General features: G+C 62.9%; 15 protein-coding genes and 1 pseudogene. 9 read left to right on the forward strand and 7 right to left on the reverse strand.

Annotated elements, in window-relative coordinates; genetic code table 11:
• Window positions 1-120: 120 nt before the first annotated feature.
• The 4 genes and pseudogenes from ACFSNN_RS15890 to ACFSNN_RS15905 form a co-directional block, all read right to left on the reverse strand.
• Window positions 121-1,455, reverse strand: a pseudogene (locus tag ACFSNN_RS15890) (DUF3443 domain-containing protein).
• 15 nt (window positions 1,456-1,470) lie between these two features.
• Window positions 1,471-1,941: a DUF2844 domain-containing protein gene (locus ACFSNN_RS15895; RefSeq protein WP_134456909.1), complete on the reverse strand. Its 471-nt coding sequence runs from the start codon at window positions 1,939-1,941 to the stop codon at window positions 1,471-1,473.
• 423 nt (window positions 1,942-2,364) lie between these two features.
• Window positions 2,365-2,688 carry a rhodanese-like domain-containing protein gene (locus tag ACFSNN_RS15900; protein WP_012432010.1) on the reverse strand — a complete coding sequence of 108 codons (324 nt, stop codon included), beginning with the start codon at window positions 2,686-2,688 and terminating at the stop codon, window positions 2,365-2,367.
• A gap of 57 nt (window positions 2,689-2,745) precedes the next feature.
• On the reverse strand, window positions 2,746-3,399 hold the full coding sequence (locus tag ACFSNN_RS15905) for a protein-L-isoaspartate O-methyltransferase family protein (protein ID WP_134456908.1): 654 nt from the start codon (window positions 3,397-3,399) through the stop codon (window positions 2,746-2,748).
• Between the two features lie 310 nt (window positions 3,400-3,709).
• Here ACFSNN_RS15905 and ACFSNN_RS15910 point away from each other — a divergent pair, with 310 nt between their 5' ends.
• From ACFSNN_RS15910 to ACFSNN_RS15935, 6 genes are all read left to right on the forward strand, one after another.
• Complete coding sequence (locus tag ACFSNN_RS15910) at window positions 3,710-4,789, forward strand: LacI family DNA-binding transcriptional regulator (RefSeq protein ID WP_134456907.1); 1,080 nt, start codon at window positions 3,710-3,712, stop codon at window positions 4,787-4,789.
• A gap of 3 nt (window positions 4,790-4,792) precedes the next feature.
• The gene (locus tag ACFSNN_RS15915; RefSeq protein ID WP_134456906.1) at window positions 4,793-6,280 is read left to right on the forward strand and encodes a sugar ABC transporter ATP-binding protein; all 1,488 of its coding nucleotides are present in this window, start codon (window positions 4,793-4,795) and stop codon (window positions 6,278-6,280) included.
• Complete coding sequence (locus tag ACFSNN_RS15920) at window positions 6,261-7,274, forward strand: ABC transporter permease (RefSeq protein ID WP_134456905.1); 1,014 nt, start codon at window positions 6,261-6,263, stop codon at window positions 7,272-7,274. The genes ACFSNN_RS15915 and ACFSNN_RS15920 overlap by 20 nt, the downstream gene beginning before the upstream one ends.
• Before the next feature lie 90 nt (window positions 7,275-7,364).
• Window positions 7,365-8,327: a substrate-binding domain-containing protein gene (locus ACFSNN_RS15925; protein ID WP_134456904.1), complete on the forward strand. Its 963-nt coding sequence runs from the start codon at window positions 7,365-7,367 to the stop codon at window positions 8,325-8,327.
• Between the two features lie 90 nt (window positions 8,328-8,417).
• A complete protein-coding gene (locus ACFSNN_RS15930) occupies window positions 8,418-9,467 on the forward strand; it encodes a sugar phosphate isomerase/epimerase family protein (protein WP_134456903.1) in 1,050 nt (349 codons plus the stop codon).
• A gap of 33 nt (window positions 9,468-9,500) precedes the next feature.
• Window positions 9,501-10,655 (forward strand): Gfo/Idh/MocA family protein, encoded by a 1,155-nt coding sequence (locus tag ACFSNN_RS15935; protein WP_134456902.1) that lies wholly within the window; start codon window positions 9,501-9,503, stop codon window positions 10,653-10,655.
• Between the two features lie 51 nt (window positions 10,656-10,706).
• Here the strand turns inward: ACFSNN_RS15935 and ACFSNN_RS15940 are convergent, their stop codons facing one another.
• The 3 genes from ACFSNN_RS15940 to ACFSNN_RS15950 all read right to left on the reverse strand — a co-directional run bounded on the left by ACFSNN_RS15940 (window position 10,707) and on the right by ACFSNN_RS15950 (window position 13,391).
• The gene (locus ACFSNN_RS15940; protein ID WP_091796466.1) at window positions 10,707-10,967 is read right to left on the reverse strand and encodes a hypothetical protein; all 261 of its coding nucleotides are present in this window, start codon (window positions 10,965-10,967) and stop codon (window positions 10,707-10,709) included.
• 278 nt (window positions 10,968-11,245) lie between these two features.
• Window positions 11,246-12,415, reverse strand: a complete 1,170-nt coding sequence (locus tag ACFSNN_RS15945) for an ABC transporter substrate-binding protein (RefSeq protein WP_134456901.1) — start codon at window positions 12,413-12,415, stop codon at window positions 11,246-11,248.
• Between the two features lie 34 nt (window positions 12,416-12,449).
• Window positions 12,450-13,391, reverse strand: coding sequence for a CysB family HTH-type transcriptional regulator (locus ACFSNN_RS15950; RefSeq protein WP_012432020.1), 942 nt, complete (start codon window positions 13,389-13,391; stop codon window positions 12,450-12,452).
• A 221-nt stretch (window positions 13,392-13,612) separates the two neighbouring features.
• Between ACFSNN_RS15950 and ACFSNN_RS15955 the strand changes: the two genes are divergently transcribed.
• Genes ACFSNN_RS15955 through ACFSNN_RS15965 form a run of 3 tightly spaced genes read left to right on the forward strand, consistent with a single transcriptional unit; the run spans window position 13,613 to window position 16,597 of the window.
• Window positions 13,613-15,292: a nitrite/sulfite reductase gene (locus tag ACFSNN_RS15955; RefSeq protein ID WP_134456900.1), complete on the forward strand. Its 1,680-nt coding sequence runs from the start codon at window positions 13,613-13,615 to the stop codon at window positions 15,290-15,292.
• A gap of 22 nt (window positions 15,293-15,314) precedes the next feature.
• A complete protein-coding gene (locus ACFSNN_RS15960) occupies window positions 15,315-15,854 on the forward strand; it encodes a DUF934 domain-containing protein (RefSeq protein ID WP_134456899.1) in 540 nt (179 codons plus the stop codon).
• A complete protein-coding gene (locus tag ACFSNN_RS15965) occupies window positions 15,851-16,597 on the forward strand; it encodes a phosphoadenylyl-sulfate reductase (RefSeq protein ID WP_134456898.1) in 747 nt (248 codons plus the stop codon). The genes ACFSNN_RS15960 and ACFSNN_RS15965 overlap by 4 nt, the downstream gene beginning before the upstream one ends.
• Window positions 16,598-16,653 lie beyond the last annotated feature (56 nt).

The following is a 16,653-nucleotide window of genomic DNA, read 5'->3' on the forward strand; positions in this document are numbered from 1 at the left end:
GAGCATGGTGCCAGCGGGGCGTTATTGGGACTGCTGGAAAAGTCCCAATCGAAAATCGGAAATGGCTTGAGAAGACGCCGCTATAGCGCAGCGTTTCTATCTCAGCCATGCGGCCGGTCGTCAGAACGCGACGAACGGTCCTACCAGCTTGCCGGCCTTGGCATTGCTGATCACGTTATAGACGTCGCGGCCATAAAAGAACGGCAGTCCCCATAGGAACATGTTGTCGTCACTATTCGAAAAGTACTGGCCGATGTTGATGAACGCGGCGTTTCCGCTTGCCAGCAAATTGTTGGCGTTGTCGATCGAAAACGGCATCTGGAGCGGCGCGCTTGATCCGTTATTCGGCTCGATTGTCGCAGTCAGTTAAAGCGTGCTCGTCGGTGTGTATAAGCTGTTGACCGAAACCGGAATCGCGTTATCCGGGAACGCGTAACCGAGGGTGCCGCTATCGATTGCGCTCTCGTTGAACACCTGCCCCTTGTACTGCGTCCTGAACGTGCCGTATTTGTCCAACGCAATGACCGTGGCACTCGCCGGCAACGCATTGTTCTGCTGCGTGCCGACGCCGAATACCAACTGGCCCAGGACGCTTGCCTGACCGGTGGCAGGCACAGCGGGCAGATGGATGACCATGCCGTTGTTGTCCGTGGCGAAGGCGGAGACCGGATTCGTGACTTCTTTGCTCGCCAGCATGCGCGTGCTCACGCAACCGTTTTGCGTCGGGCAATAGTAGTAAAGACCGGGTACCGCTTTGGTCAAGGCATCCAGGGAGTCGCCGGCGAAGTTGTCGATGCCGAGAATGCCGCTGACTCCCATCACGTCGAGGGACCTGCCCAGGTCGCCGCCGTTGTGCGCAATACAGTCGTCCGGCGTGGTGAACGCGCCATCGGAAACCACCTGGATCGGGATATTGCTCGCCGTCTTGCTGCCGATTGTGATATCGGCGCGCTTGACCGACCCCCAGGTGTAGCCCGACGCGAACGGCGCGCACTCGGCAATCGGCGCCGAGCCGATCTTGTCGTCCACCGCGCCGGCTTGCGTGAGCAGCAATGGCGCCAGCGTGGGTATCGCGCGGGCTGAAATGCGCACGCCTGTCGAGCCGGTGTCGACCAGCATGTTGTCGACGGTCACGCACTGGGGCGCGCCCTGTGTGCCGGGCACGCAAACCTTGATCGATGCGAGAAGCCGGTTGACGTTGCCCGTCAATGTATCGACGCGAACCGGCACCGTGTTGTCGCCAGTGGCAGGCGTGGATGAATTGTTCGAGCTACCCGAACCGCCAGAGCCGGGCGGCGCCGGGGTCCAGGCGGGCTTGGCGTCCCATCCCATGGCGTTGCTGCCCTGGTTGCCACTCGAGCTTCCGCCGCCTCCGCACGCGCAGAGAGCAAGCCCGGCGAGCGCCGCGACGACCCGTAGCGTCTTCTTCAGTGTTTTCATGTCTTGTTTTTTCATCGCTCGACGTCGTTCTTATTTCAGATCGCCCGGACGCAGGCCGACGGGCATCAGGCGAGGTAGCCAGGCCATGCCGCTGAAGCGCCCCATGCGGCCGGCAGACTCGATACGAAAGTCGTCGTTGCCGTCGATCAGCGGCCCCGTGCCGGTCGCGCGGTTTTGCCCGGCGTTGACGAAGTTGGGAAAGTAGCTGCCGAGCAGCGCCGTCATGTCTGGACGGATCGGACCGTTCCACTTGACTGCGAACACGACGTTCTCGGGCAGCACGTATTCGCGGATGGTGACGCCGTTGGCGTCGACCGATTGGCGCACGGAGTAGGGCGCCGTGTTCGCCGGCTGAACAGCGGGCGTCGCGGCGGCGGACTGCGACATAGCGCGTAACGTGGCGGGCGAGGCTACGCCGCTGCCCGGCGCGCCACCCAAGGCTGCATGCGACGCGAGCGGCAACAAGGTTGCGGCCAACATCGCGGTCTTCAAAAATCTCATCACACGGCTCCTCAAACGGTCGCCAGCATGGTGCCTGTGCGGTGTTCAGGAAACCGTATGAAATTTCGGAAGCGAGTGCGTGAAGCGGCGCAACGAAAGCCGACCGTTAGCGTTCTGCGGACGGGGGAGTCGGTTGAGTCGTAAGAAGACGGCAAGCCACCGTCGAAACCGGTGCTCTGAAGCCCCGCGGTGAGCGACGCCGAGACCTAGGGCAGGAGTGTGTCGCGAGCGGCAGTTCTCGCTGTGGGCGACGATGGGCCACGAGCGAGGCGCGCGCTTTGCAACAGCGCGTCTTTAAAGAGCGCTGCGTCGTAGAACTGGGAGAAGCCGACGGCCTACGCGGCTAGTACATGAAGCGCCAGGCCAGGCGCCAGCGGGACCGTGAGGACCGGCTCCGGCTGGCGCGTCACTGCGCCCGTACGATCAGTAAGTCGGAACGGACGGATCGACCTGACGCGACCACGCGTCGATCCCGCCTTGCAGATTGAAGACGTTGGTATGGCCGCGCGACTCGAGGAACATCGCGACCTGGGCGCTGCGCGCGCCGTGATGGCAGACGCAGACGATTTGCGCGTCGTCGTCGAGTTCTTCGCTGCGCGCGGGAATCTCACGCATCGGAATCGACACGGCGCCGGCGATCGACGCCGTCTGGATTTCCCACGGCTCGCGCACGTCGAGCAGCACGGGCGCGGTACGAGAAGTGTCGGCAAGCCATTCGGCGAGCGCCGGAGCGGTCAGATTTTGCATCAGCGGAACATCCGGTTCAGAGGACGGCGGCGCTGCCGGCCGTCCGGAGCTTATGAATCAGAACTTGAAACGCGACGGCTGCACGGCGTTGATGAGCGGCTCGACATACGTTTCGAACACGTCGGCAATGCGGTATTGCTTCTCGTCGATACGCGTGATGACCTGCGCCTTCATGACCGGCGCGGTGCCGACGAACGCCGCCAGGCGGCCGCCGATCTTCAGATGGTCGAGCATTTCCTGCGGCAGTACCGGCAGCCCGCCCGACACGCAGATCACGTCGTACGGCGCAGCGCCGGCCCAGCCGCGCGCGGCGTCGCCGGTGGCGACTTCGGCGTTCAGCACGCCGTTGGCGATCAGGTTGCTCTTTGCCAGTTCCGCCAGTTCCGGTTCGATGTCGACGGTCAGCACATGCTGCGCACGATGCGCGAGCAACGCGGCCATGTAGCCCGAGCCCGCGCCGATTTCGAGCACGCTTTCGTGTTTCTTCACCGCCAGTTCCTGCAGCACGCGTGCTTCGATACGCGGCGCCAGCATGTGCTGGCCGGCCGGCAGCGGCACTTCGAAGTCGACGAAGGCCAGCTCGCGATACGCGGTCGGCACGAAGTTTTCACGCTTGACGATCGACAGCAGATTCAGCACGTCCTGGTCGAGCACTTCCCAGGGGCGGATCTGCTGTTCGATCATGTTGAAACGCGCTTGCTCGATGTTCATGGTGGGTTCGGCTGTATGGTTTGGCGAGTTCTGCGGGGTTTGCTGCGGTTGTTGCATTTGCTATCAGCCACTGACCGCCGGTCTTGCCCGCGCTACTCAGCACGCAAGGCCAGTCAGGGTAACTGCGGGATTGTACCAAATGACGGTGACGATCCGCGCCCTCGCGGGCAGGGCGCGGGGCCATCGCGAGACGAGCAGTGGCGATGCGCGGCCGCGCACGCCCCCGTGTTAATCCCTAGCGATCTTTCCTTGCGCTTCCCGCGTCCATCGCTCAAGAATGTAATCGATTACATTTTCGAGGCGAATTCACTTGTCCAGATCGTCGTCCAGGAAGGCACCCGCGGCGGTGTCGACGGCGCGTCCCCAGCCTGGCGTCGCGCCTTTGCGCGGCGCGGCCGAGGGCATGTCGATTGCCGGCGTGGCCGAGCAGGCGGGCGTCTCGGTGGCGACGGTGTCGCGCGTGCTGAATGGCCACGAGAATGTGCGGCCCGCCACGCGCGACAAGGTGCTGGCCGCCATCGATGCGAGCGGCTACCGCGTCAACGAACTCGCGCGCAACCTGCGCACCGCCGAAAGCCGCCTGCTGCTGACCATGGTTCCGGACGTCGGCAACCCCTTTTACGCGGAGATCGTGCGCGGCATCGACAGCGTGGCGCGTCAGCATGGCTACTTCATGCTGCTGTGCGACACCGGCGCCGATCCGGGCCGCGAGCGCAGCTACTTCGACTTGCTGCGGCGGCGCCGCGCGGACGGCGCGATCTGTCTCGACCCGGCCACCATCCAGCAGGCGCTGGGCGAAACCTCCAGCGCGCTGCCGTGGGTCGCTTGCTGCGAGTTCGATCCGGCGATGGGCGTGCCGTATGTCGGCATCGACAACTACCGCGCCGCGGGCGACGCCGTTCGCCATCTGCTCGCGCGCGGCCACCGTCGTATCGGCCTCATCAATTCCGACGTGGATTATCTGTACGCACGGCAGCGTCAACAAGGCTATCTGGACGCGTTGACTGCGGCGGGCATCACGCCGGACGAACGCTGGCGCATGAATCTGAACAGCCTCGACTATGAAGCGGGCGCGTCGGCCGCAGCCACGCTGATGAATCAACCAGAGGCGCCGAGCGCGATCTTCGCGGTTTCCGACACGCTCGCGATCGGTGTAATCCACGGCCTGCGCAGCGTCGGCAAGCGCGTGCCGGACGACGTCGCGGTGGTCGGCTTCGACGACATCTCGCTCGCCGCGCAGATCGATCCGCCGCTCACCACCATCGCGCAGCCGATGCGCGAGCTGGGCGAAACCGCCGCGCGCCTGTTGCTGCAGCGGCTCGCCAATCCGTTGGCGAACGTGCCGGGCGTGCTGCTGCCGCATCGGCTCGTGATTCGCGGGAGTGCCTGAGCCATGAGTCTCGCGATCCGTTTCGACGACATCCGCAAAGACTTCGGCCCCGTGCGCGTGCTGCACGGCGTGAGCTTCGAGCTGGCGCCGGGGCGCATCTACGGTCTGCTCGGCGAGAATGGCGCGGGCAAATCCACGCTGATGAAAATTCTCGCCGGCTACGAGACCGCAACCTCGGGCACTTTGCTGGTCGACGGGCAAGCGCACCAATTCATCGGTTCGCGCGACGCCGAAGCGCAAGGCATCGTGCTGATCCACCAGGAGTTCAATCTCGCCGAGCATCTGACGATCGCGCAGAACATGTATCTCGGTCACGAAAAAAAGCGCGGCTGGTTCGTCGACGATGCCGCGATGAACACCGAGGCCGCGCGTTTTCTCACGCAGGTCGGTCTGGAAAAAGCGCCGGACACGAAGGTGCGCGAACTGATCGTCGCGGAAAAACAGATGGTGGAGATCGCGAAGGCGCTGTCCCGCCGCGCGCGCCTGCTCATCATGGACGAACCCACCGCAACGCTCACGCCGTCCGAGACCGAGCGCCTCTTCACGCTGATGGCGAAGCTCAAGGCCGACGGCGTGACCATCATCTACATCTCGCACAAGCTGGACGAAGTGGAGCGCATCACCGACGAAGTGATCGTGATGCGCGACGGCCGCTTCGTCGCGCGCGGCGAAACGGCGGGACTCGCGCGCCAGCAGATGGCCAACCTGATGGTCGGCCGCGAGCTTTCGGACATGTTTCCCGACAAGATCACCGTGTCCGCCGACGCGCCGCTCGCGTTGAAAGTGGAAGGCCTGGCTGTGCCGGATTGGGTCGAAGACCTGAGCTTCGACGTGCGCGCCGGCGAAGTGCTCGGTTTCGCGGGTCTGGTGGGCGCGGGCCGCACCGAAGCATTCGAAGCGATCATCGGTTTGCGCAAGCGCACGGCGGGCCGCGTTCAGGTCGCCGGGCGTCCCGTCGAACTGAAAAGCCCGCGTGACGCAATGCGCCACGGCATCACGTATCTCAGCGAGGACCGCAAGGGCAAAGGCCTGCACGTGAACCTGAGCCTGCAGGACAACGTCACGCTGATGACGCTCGAACGCTACGCGCACCCATTGCTCGACATGAAAGCGGGGCGCGCCGCGTTGACCAAAGCCGTGAGCGAATTCGGCATCCGCACCGGCGACCTGTCGAGCCGCGCGCGCATGCTCTCCGGCGGCAATCAGCAGAAGCTGGCGCTCGCCAAATACCTGCAGCCCGACCCGAACGTGATCGTGCTCGACGAGCCGACGCGCGGCGTCGATGTCGGCGCGAAACGCGACATCTATTTTCTGATTCATCGTCTCGCCGCGCAGGGCCGTGCGGTGATCGTCATTTCATCCGAACTGATCGAACTGATCGGGCTGTGCCACCGCGTCGCCGTGATGCGCGCGGGACGCCTGCAAGCCACGCTCACGCTCGACCATCTGACCGAAGAGGAGTTGATCGCCCATGCGACCGGCACCCACTGAAGCCGTGCAAACCGGCCGTGCGTTGCGCTTCGCGCATCGACTGTATGCGCTCGGGCCGCTCGTCGGGCTCATCGCGCTATGCGTGATCGGCACGCTGCTCAACCGCGATTTCGCCACCGTCGACAACATGATGAACGTGCTCACGCGCACCTCGTTCATCGGCATCATCGCGGTCGGCATGACCTTCGTGATCATTTCAGGCGGCATCGATCTGTCGGTCGGATCGATGGCGGCGCTGATCGCGGGCAGCATGATCTGGCTGATGAACGGACTCGCGGCGGGCGTCGGCGGACACGCGTTTCCGCCGCTGATGATTCTCACGCTCGGCATCGTCGGCGCGCTGATGCTTGGCGGCCTGTTCGGCTGCGCGCACGGCTTGCTGATCACCAAAGGACGCATCGAGCCGTTCATCGTCACGCTCGGCACGTTGGGCATCTTTCGCGCGGTGCTGACCTGGCTCGCCGATGGCGGCGCGCTGACTTTGGATAACTCGCTGTCCGACTTGTACGGGCCGGTGTATTACGCGAGCCTCTTTGGCGTGCCTGTACCGATCTGGGTGTTCCTCGTGGTCGCGGCGGGCGGCGCGCTGATTCTCAACCGCACGGCGTTTGGCCGTCACGTGCAGGCAATCGGCTCGAACGAGCAGGTCGCGCGTTACGCAGCGATTCGCGTCGACACCGTGAAGATCGTTACCTACGTGCTGCTCGGCGTCTGCGTGGGCGTTGCGACCGTGCTGTACGTGCCGAGGCTCGGCTCGGCCACGCCGACCACAGGTTTGCTATGGGAACTCGAAGCGATCGCTTCGGTGGTGGTCGGCGGCACCGCGCTCAAGGGCGGCGAAGGCCGCGTGATCGGCACGGTGATCGGCGCGATTCTGCTGTCGGTGATCGCGAACATTCTGAATCTGACCAGCATCATCAGCGTGTATCTGAACGCGGCGGTGCAGGGCGTAGTGATTATCTTCGTCGCGTTCGTACAACGTGGACGGCGGTAGCGGTGGCGCTTCATATTGCGCCTTGAATTTTGCAATCACGGCGAGTTGAGAATCGGGGCGCACGAACGCCTCACACAAGGAGACACAACCATGAAGCAGGTCATTCGAACGGTCGGCGCCGGCATGCTGGCGTTGGGAATACTGGGCACCGCGAACTTTGCGCGCGCCGACGAAAAAGTCACATTGGGCGTCGCGATTCCGACGGCCGACCACGGCTTCACGGGCGGCATCGTCTGGTGGGCGAACAAGGCCAAGGCCGATCTGGAGAAGGCGCATCCCGATCTGAAAGTGATCGTGAAGACCGCGGCTGGCGCGCCTGAACAGGCGAACCAGTTGCAGGATCTCGTGACGGTCAACAAGATCAATGCGCTCGTGATCTTCCCGTTCGAATCGGCTTCGCTCACGCAACCGGTTGCTCAGGTAAAGAAGAAAGGCGTGTACGTGACGGTGGTGGATCGCGGACTGACCGACACCAGCGCGCAGGATGCGTACGTGGCGGGCGACAACACCGCGTTCGGCAGGATTCCCGCCGAGTACCTGGCGAAAGCACTCGACGGCAAGGGCGATATCGTCGCGCTGCGAGGCATTCCGACGACGCTCGACAACGAACGCTGGACCGCATTTACCGGCGTGCTGAAGGCGTATCCGAACATCAAGATTCTCGATGCGAAGTACGCGAACTGGAATCGCGACGACGCCTTCAAGGTCATGCAGGATTACCTGACGCGCTTCAAGCACATCGACGCCGTCTGGGCCGCCGACGACGACATGGCCGTCGGCGTGCTCAAGGCGATCGAGCAGGCCAAACGCACCGACATCAAGATCGTGTTCGGCGGCGCGGGATCGAAGGGCATGGTGAAGAACGTGATGGACGGCGCGCCGATGATCAAGGCCGACGTATCCTACTCGCCGAAGTTCATCTATGACGCCATCAAGCTCACTGCAGAGGCGCGTCTGAAGGGCGACAGGCTGCCAGCCACCACGATCATCCCGTCGGTGCTGATCACGAAGGAAAACGCGCAGCAGTTCTATTTCCCGGACTCGCCGTTCTGAGCTGAGCATTCGGGGCGCGCCGCCGAAGCCTGAGCCGCACGTTGCGCGGCGGCGGCACGGCGAGCGCGCCCTCGTTCGAGGAACCGTACGATGAAAACCATCCAAGGGCCGGCGATCTTTCTCGCGCAGTTCATGGGCGACGAAGTGCCGTTCGACAACCTCGCGCATCTTGCCGAGTGGGCCGCCGGTCTCGGCTTCAAGGGGATTCAGGTGCCGTGCGACAGCCGTCTGATCGATCTCGAACAGGCGGCGGCGAGCCAGACGTATTGCGACGAGTTGCGCGAGATCGTGGACGACGCGGGCGTGACGATCACCGAACTCTCGACGCATCTGCAAGGGCAGCTCGTCGCCGTGCATCCGGCGTATGACACGTTGTTCGACGGCTTTGCCGCGCCGCATGTGCGCGGCGATCCGGCCGCGCGCACGCAGTGGGCGACCGAGCAGATGAAGCTAGCGGCGAAGGCTTCGCAGCGTTTGGGATTGGCCACGCACGTGTCGTTTTCAGGGGCGCTGGCTTGGCCGTATTTGTACCCGTGGCCGCAGCGTCCCGCAGGTTTGGTCGAAGCGGCGTTCGACGAACTCGCGCGCCGCTGGACGCCGATTCTCGATGCGTTCGACGCAGCAGGCGTGGACGTGTGCTACGAACTGCATCCCGGTGAAGACCTGCACGACGGCGTGACCTTCGAGCGGTTTCTCGACGCGGTGAAGCAGCATTCGCGCGCCAATATCCTCTACGATCCGAGCCATTTCGTTTTGCAGCAGCTCGATTACCTTGCGTTCATCGACATCTATCACGAGCGCATCAAGGCGTTCCATGTGAAGGACGCGGAGTTTCGTCCGAACGGCAAGCAGGGCGTGTATGGCGGCTATAGCGGCTGGGTCGAGCGGGCGGGGCGCTTCAGATCGCTCGGCGACGGCCAGATCGATTTCGGCGCGATCTTCTCGAAGATGGCGCAATACGATTTCCCCGGCTGGGCCGTGCTCGAATGGGAGTGCGCGCTGAAGCATCCGCACGACGGCGCGCGCGAAGGCGCGGAGTTTATTCAGCGGCACATCATCCGCGTGGCCGAGCATGCATTCGATGATTTCGCCGGCAGCGGCGTGGACGCCGCGCAGTTAAAGCGTGTGCTCGGCATTTGAGGTGCGCGGCCATAACGCGAAGGAGTGACGGCGATGCCACAACGAAGACTCAGACTGGGGATGGTCGGCGGCGGGCAGGGCGCATTCATCGGCGCGGTGCATCGGATCGCGGCGCGGCTCGACGATCGATTCGAACTGGTGGCGGGCGCGCTGTCGTCCGATCCGCAGCGCGCGCAGGCGAGCGCCGATGAGGCGGGAATCGCGCGCAGCTATGCGGACTGGCGTGAAATGGCGCATGCCGAAGCCGCGCGCGACGACGGCATCGACGCGGTGGCGATCGTCACGCCGAATCATCTGCATGCGCCGGTCGCGACGGCGTTTCTCGAAGCTGGTATTCACATCGTGTGCGACAAGCCGCTGGCGATTTCGCTGACGGAAGGCGAGGCGCTGGCGAAACTGGCTCGTGAGAAGAACAAGCTGTTTGCGTTGACGCATACGTACTCCGGCTATCCGCTGGTGCGTCATGCCCGCGAGTTGATCGAAAGCGGCGAGTTGGGCGAAATACGCGTCGTGCAGGTCGAATACGCGCAGGACTGGCTGGCCGAGCCGATCGAAACGAGCGGCACGAACAAGCAGGCGGGTTGGCGCACGGATCCGGCGTTGGCGGGGCCGGCGGGATGTCTCGGCGATATCGGCACGCATGCTTATCATCTTGCCGCGTTCGTCACGGGTATGACGCCGCATGCACTCGCGGCGGAAGTGCATACGTTCGTGCCGGGGCGGCGCATCGACGATCACGTGCAGGCGATGCTGCGTTATCCGAACGGCGCGCGCGGCATGTTGTGGGCGAGCCAGGTGGCGAGCGGCGCGGAAAACGCCTTGCGTTTGCGGGTGTACGGAACGAAGGCCGGTCTCGCGTTCGATCAGGAACATCCGAATGAATTGTGGTTCACCCCGTTGGGCGGCGCGGCGGAGCGCCTGACACGCGGGCGGGTGAAGAGCGCGATCGCGGCCCACGCGACGCGCGTGCCCTCGGGACATCCCGAAGGTTATCTGGAAGCGTTCGCGCAGTTGTACAAAGACGCGGCGCTGCAGATCGAAGCGTTGGATGCGGGCCGCGCGTTGCCCACCGAGAGTCTGTTGCTGACGACAGTGGAAGATGGCGTGGCGGGCTTGCGTTTTATCGAGGCGATGCTTGCGAGTAGTGCGGCGGATGGGCAGTGGCGGGAGATCGCGCGCAGCGCATGAGAACCGGTTTAATCTCGCGGCGTGAACCATGAGCGGGATTGACCGCCGCGCTCAACCGCCTTTGCTCTTTTTGATCTGCTCTTCGAACGCGATATCCAGCTTGCTCGCTTTGCGTGGCTTTGGCGGACCGAAAGCGTCGACGAATTTGACGAAGTCGTCGAGCGTCAGCGGATCGGAGACTTTCTTGTCCGTGCCGCTCGATTTGTCGACCAGATAGAACAGGCCGCCGGAAAGGCTGATCGCGGCGAATTGTGGATTGCCGCTGCGGGTTTTCAATCGCTCGACGGCGTGGATGGCTCGGGTGGTGCGCATGATGTGGGAGACGGCTAGCTGAAGGGTTGCACTTTAACAGCAGACAGCGGCATGCCGGATTGTCGACGATTTTTTGGCGGCTAATCGCCCTGGTCGCGACGGCTATTCGAGCGTTGTACGATTTTTTCGGCGTGTACGATTTTTTGATGCGTTCAATAGAAATCGTACACGCATGCTTTGCCGCACGGCCACTGCACGGCTACCGCACGACCCTCAACGCAGTATAGAGCGTGCGGACCGCACGACTGGCGTGTCCGGGCAGTGCGGATACGGCTAATTTACTGGCTCAAATAAACAAACTTCCCGTTCCTGATCACTCCCATCACGCTCGCCCGCTGATCCAACCCCACGTGATCCTTCGGGCTCGTGTTGACCACACCGTTCGGCACGACCAGTTCATGCGCGTGCTCCAGTTCGTCACGCAGCGCGATGCGGAACGCCGGCGTGCCCGGCTGCGCCGTCTTCAACGCGCGAGCCACGGCGTCCTGCAAACGCGGAAACACGCCTGCCGCATCCCCCGCGAATTGCGTCACGCTGCCCGGGCCGTACTTCGCCTCGTATTCGTTAGTGAACGCGAGCGCCGCCTTCTTCGCCGGATGATCGGCCGGCAGCGTGCGCGCCACCACGACCGGCTGGGTCGGGAACAGCGTGCCTTCCACGTCCTTGCCGCCCAGCTTGATGAACTCCGGCGTGGCGATGCCGTGCGTCTGATAGATCGGGCCTTTGAAGCCGCGCTCGATCAGCGTGCGTTGCGGCAGCACGGTCGGCGTGCCGGCGCCAGCGATCAGGATCGCGTCCGGCTTGGCCGCCATCAGCTTCAGAATCTGGCCCGTGACGCTCGCGTCGGTGCGGTTATAGCGCTCGGTGGCGACCAGTTGAATATGACGCAGCGACGCGAACTTGCTGAACTCGTTGAGCCAGCTTTCGCCGTAGCCGTCCGCGAAACCGATGAAGCCCACCGTCTTCACGTTGTGGTTCGACATGTAGCGCGTCATCACGTCGGCCATCGCGCTGTCGGTCTGCGCCATCTTGTAAGCCCACACCTTCTTGCCTTCCTGCGGTTCCACGACGCTTGCCGAGCCGATCAGCGTGATCATCGGCGTCTGGCTCTCGGCGACCGGATCGAGCGCGGCCGTTGCCGCCGGCGTGATGTTCGGGCCGACGATCACGTCCACATGATCCTCGTTGATCAGCTTGCGGATGTTGCGCACGGCGGCGCCGGGGTCGGAGGCGTCGTCGAGGAAGATGTAGTCGGCTTTTTGGCCGGCGATCGTGGCCGGCCACATCAGCATCGCGTTCTTGCTGGTGATGCCGATCACGGCCGCCGGGCCGGTGCTCGACAGATCGATGCCGACCTTGATGTCGGCGTGTGCAGCGGTGGCGAGCAGGAGCGCGCCAAAACCTAAAGCGGCGGCGAGGCCGCTGAATTTTTTCTTATACGACGTCATCGAAGGGTCTCCGTAGCGAGATGCGGTAGTGATATCAAAGTTCGTAGGTTTCGTGTTCGCCCTTGAGCGCCTGCTCGATCAGCTTGCGGTTCATGCTCGGCGACAGCAACTCAACGAGCGTATACACATAGCTGCGCAGATAGGCGCCCTGTTTCAGCGCGACCCGCGTCACATTGCTGCCGAACAGGTGGCCGACGGGCATCGCGCGCAAATGGCGGTCGCGCTCGGCGTTGAACGCGATATCCGCCATGATGCCGACGCCGAGGCCCAGTTCCACGTAGGTCTTGATCACGTCGGCGTCGATTGCTTCGAGCACGATATCCGGATGCAACCCGCGCAGGCGGAACGCCTCGTTGATCTTGGTGCGCCCGGCGAACGCATTGTCGTAAGTGATCAGCGGATACTGGGTCAGATCATCCAGCGACAAAAGTTTGCGGTCGAGCAGCGGATGATCCGGTTGCATCACCGCGACGTGGTGCCACTGGAAGCAAGGCAGCGAGACCAGTTCCTTGTAGTTGGCAATCGCTTCGGTGGCGATGGCGAGATCGGCCTGGTCGTGCAGCACCATTTCGGCGACCTGAGTCGGGCTGCCTTGCAGAATCGAAAGGTGAACTTTGGGAAAGCGCTTTTTGAATTCGGCGATGGCGGCCGGCAACGAGTAGCGCGCCTGCGTGTGGGTGGCGGCGATCACCAGGTTGCCCTGATCCTGCGCCGCGTAATCTTTACCGACTCGTTTGAGGCTCTCCACCTCCTGCAGGATCTTCTCGACCGACTGCAAAATGATGCGTCCCGGCTCGGTCAACGAGCGCACGCGCTTGCCGTGCCGCGTGAAGATTTCCACGCCCAACTCGTCTTCCAGCTCGATGATCGCCTTGGAAACGCCCGGCTGGCTGGTAAACAGCGCCTTGGCGGCCTCGGTCAAATTGAAGTTCTGCCGCACAGCCTCGCGGACGAAGCGGAATTGGTGCAGGTTCATATATAACCTCTCCGCATATCAAAAGAATTTTTTAGTCGTTTGAAATATAAGGGCAGTTTATTACGATCTGTCCATCTTTTTCAATATGGATATCTGTATTTGTCATAAGCAAATGAGCGATGGGTCTAAACGTTCATGGGCGGATGGTGACAAACACGGTGTCCAGGGCGCGGCGAAACCGGATCGCCGTGCTTCACTTGCAAAAAAATTGGGGTCCCCGAATGTATCAATACGATCAGTACGACCAGACCATCGTCGATGAACGGGTCGCGCAGTACGCAGATCAGGTTCGCCGCCGCTTGTCGGGCGAATTGAGCGAAGAGGAGTTTCGTCCGCTGCGCCTGCAGAATGGCCTGTACTACCAGCGCCACGCGTACATGCACCGCATCGCGATTCCGTACGGCAACCTGCGCAGCGACCAGATGCGCGTGCTCGCGCAGATCGCGCGCGAACACGACCGCGGCTACGGCCATTTCTCGACGCGTTCGAACATCCAGTACAACTGGATCAAGCTCGAAGAAACGCCGGAAATCCTGCGCAAGCTCGCCGCGGTGCAAATGCACGGCATTCAGACCTCGGGCAACTGCATCCGCAACATCACCGCTGACCAGTTTGCCGGCGTCGCGCCGGATGAGGTGGTCGATCCGCGTCCGTGGGCCGAAATTCTGCGTCAGTGGTCGACGTTCCACCCGGAATTCGCGTGGCTGCCGCGCAAGTTCAAGATCGCCGTGTCGGGTTCGAAGGAAGATCGCGCTGCCGTGCAGATTCACGACATGGGCGTGTATCTGAAGAAGAACGCGCAGGGCGAACTCGTGGCCGACATTCTGGCCGGCGGCGGTATGGGCCGTACGCCGATCATCGGCGCGATCATCCGCCGCGACCTGCCGTGGCAACATCTGCTGACGTACTGCGAAGCCGTGCTGCGTGTGTACAACCGCTACGGCCGCCGCGACAACATGTACAAGGCGCGCATCAAGATTCTCGTGAAGGCGTTGAGCCCCGAGAAATTCTCGGCGCAAGTCGAAGAAGAATGGCAGCACCTGAAGGACGGTCCTTCGACGCTCACGCAAGCCGAAGTGGATCGCGTGTCGCAATACTTCCGGCCGCCGGTGTACGAAAAGCTCACGGATACAGACGCTTCGTTCGAAAAGCATCTGCTGGAAAACCGTGCGTTTGCGCGTTGGGTCGAACGTAACGTGCGTCCGCACAAAGTCGAGGGCTACTCGTCGGTGACGCTGTCGCTCAAGCCGACCACGATCGCCCCGGGCGATGCAACCGATACGCAAATGGAAGCGGTCGCCGATTGGGCCGACGAGTACTCGCTCGGCGAAATCCGCGTGTCGCACGAACAGAACCTGATCCTCGCCAACGTGAAGAAGCGCGACCTGTTCGCGCTGTGGGAAAAGGCCAAGACGCAAGGTTTCGCGACGCCGAATATCGGCTTGCTGACCGACATCATCGCGTGCCCAGGCGGCGACTTCTGCTCGCTCGCGAATGCGAAGTCGATTCCGATCGCGCTGGCCATTCAGGAACGCTTCAACGATCTGGACTACGTGTACGACCTCGGCGACGTGTCGCTGAACATCTCGGGCTGTATCAATGCTTGCGGTCACCACCACGTCGGCAACATCGGCATTCTGGGCGTGGATAAAGACGGCTCGGAGTGGTATCAGGTGACGCTCGGCGGCGAGCAGGGTACGGGCGCTACCGGCGCTCACCTCGGCCGCGTGATCGGCCCGTCTTTCTCGGCGGAAGAAATGCCCGACGTGATGAGCAAGGTGATCGATACGTTCGTGGAAAACCGCCACGAAGGCGAGCGCTTCATCGAAACGTATAACCGCATCGGCATCACCCCGTTCAAGGAACGTGTGTACGCCTCGCGTCAACCGGCTCACGCGTAACCGCGCAAAGGATACTGAACAGATGGCTTCTATCATCAAGAATCGCGCGATCGTCAACGATGACTGGACGGTGGTGCGCCCGGCGGAAGATGGCTCGCTGCCCGCGGTGAACGAAATGCCCGCAGGCAAGGTGCTGGTGCCGCTCGCGTTGTGGCAAGCCGAACGCGATGCGTTGCTCGCCGCGCGCAGTGCCGCCGAAATCGGCGTGTGGCTCGCGCCGGACAGCGAACCGGCGGATATCGTCGCCGACTTCGACACCGTCGCGCTGATCGGCGTGGACTTCCCGGTGTTCCGCGACGGCCGCGGCTACAGCATCGGCCGCCTGCTGCGCGAGCGCTATGGTTACAAGGGCGAACTGCGCGCAATCGGCGACGTGCTGCGCGATCAGCTGGCGTTCATGTTCCGTTGCGGTTTCGACGCATACGCATTGCGCGCCGATAAAGACTTCGACGACGCACTCAAAGCGTTCGACGAATTCAGCTTCAACTATCAGGGCGCGGTGAATTCGTCGCCGCTATTCCGCCGCCGCGAAGCGGGCGAACTGGCGAAGGCATCGGCATGAGCGAAGTTCAAGCCCTCACGCCGGAACTCGCTGCGAAGGTAGAGCGCCTCGATGCGCTGCTCGACTCGATCGCCGCACGTCACGAGAACGTGAAACTCGCCAGCAGCCTCGCAGCGGAAGACATGCTGCTCACGCATGCGATTCTGTCGCGCGGCGTGAAGATCGGCATCTTTTCGCTGAACACCGGCCGTTTGCATGCGGAAACGCTTGGCATGCTCGATCGCGTGAAAGAGCGCTACGGCTACGACATCGAGCAGTTTCATCCGCAAGCCGCGGCGGTCGAGGAATACGTCGGCTCGCACGGTCTGAACGCGTTCTATGAAAGCGTCGATCTGCGCAAGCGCTGCTGCGAAATCCGCAAGGTCGAGCCGTTGAACCGTGCGCTGTCGGATGTGAGCGCATGGGTCACGGGCCAACGTCGCGAGCAGTCGGTGACGCGCGCCGAGTTGCATGCGGAAGAGCACGACGCCGCGCGCAACATCGCCAAGTTCAATCCGCTCACCGACTGGACCGAAGCCGAAGTGTGGGACTACCTGAAAGCGTTCGACGTGCCGGTCAATCCGCTGCATGCGCGCGGTTACCCGAGCATCGGCTGCGAACCATGTACGCGTGCCGTGCGTCCTGGCGAAGATAGCCGGGCAGGGCGCTGGTGGTGGGAGTCTCGCGACACGAAGGAATGCGGACTGCACATCACGACGATCACGCCGATCGCGGCCGATCGCAGCGCAAACGCCTCGGCCTGAAGTTTGAGCGAACGGGCCTTGGTTTTCGGCCCGAACACCGCACTTACCGATTTGAA

This window comes from Paraburkholderia dipogonis, assembly GCF_042680985.1.
GTDB classification, from domain to species: Bacteria; Pseudomonadota; Gammaproteobacteria; order Burkholderiales; family Burkholderiaceae; genus Paraburkholderia; species Paraburkholderia phytofirmans.

Coding starts and splice junctions, on each gene's coding strand:
- ACFSNN_RS15895 (WP_134456909.1), bottom strand. CDS start 1,941: ATGAGATTTTTGAAGACCGCGATGTTGGCCGCAACCTTGTTGCCGCTC.
- ACFSNN_RS15900 (WP_012432010.1), bottom strand. CDS start 2,688: ATGCAAAATCTGACCGCTCCGGCGCTCGCCGAATGGCTTGCCGACACT.
- ACFSNN_RS15905 (WP_134456908.1), bottom strand. CDS start 3,399: ATGAACATCGAGCAAGCGCGTTTCAACATGATCGAACAGCAGATCCGC.
- ACFSNN_RS15915 (WP_134456906.1), top strand. CDS start 4,793: ATGAGTCTCGCGATCCGTTTCGACGACATCCGCAAAGACTTCGGCCCC.
- ACFSNN_RS15920 (WP_134456905.1), top strand. CDS start 6,261: ATGCGACCGGCACCCACTGAAGCCGTGCAAACCGGCCGTGCGTTGCGC.
- ACFSNN_RS15925 (WP_134456904.1), top strand. CDS start 7,365: ATGAAGCAGGTCATTCGAACGGTCGGCGCCGGCATGCTGGCGTTGGGA.
- ACFSNN_RS15930 (WP_134456903.1), top strand. CDS start 8,418: ATGAAAACCATCCAAGGGCCGGCGATCTTTCTCGCGCAGTTCATGGGC.
- ACFSNN_RS15935 (WP_134456902.1), top strand. CDS start 9,501: ATGCCACAACGAAGACTCAGACTGGGGATGGTCGGCGGCGGGCAGGGC.
- ACFSNN_RS15940 (WP_091796466.1), bottom strand. CDS start 10,967: ATGCGCACCACCCGAGCCATCCACGCCGTCGAGCGATTGAAAACCCGC.
- ACFSNN_RS15945 (WP_134456901.1), bottom strand. CDS start 12,415: ATGACGTCGTATAAGAAAAAATTCAGCGGCCTCGCCGCCGCTTTAGGT.
- ACFSNN_RS15950 (WP_012432020.1), bottom strand. CDS start 13,391: ATGAACCTGCACCAATTCCGCTTCGTCCGCGAGGCTGTGCGGCAGAAC.
- ACFSNN_RS15955 (WP_134456900.1), top strand. CDS start 13,613: ATGTATCAATACGATCAGTACGACCAGACCATCGTCGATGAACGGGTC.
- ACFSNN_RS15960 (WP_134456899.1), top strand. CDS start 15,315: ATGGCTTCTATCATCAAGAATCGCGCGATCGTCAACGATGACTGGACG.
- ACFSNN_RS15965 (WP_134456898.1), top strand. CDS start 15,851: ATGAGCGAAGTTCAAGCCCTCACGCCGGAACTCGCTGCGAAGGTAGAG.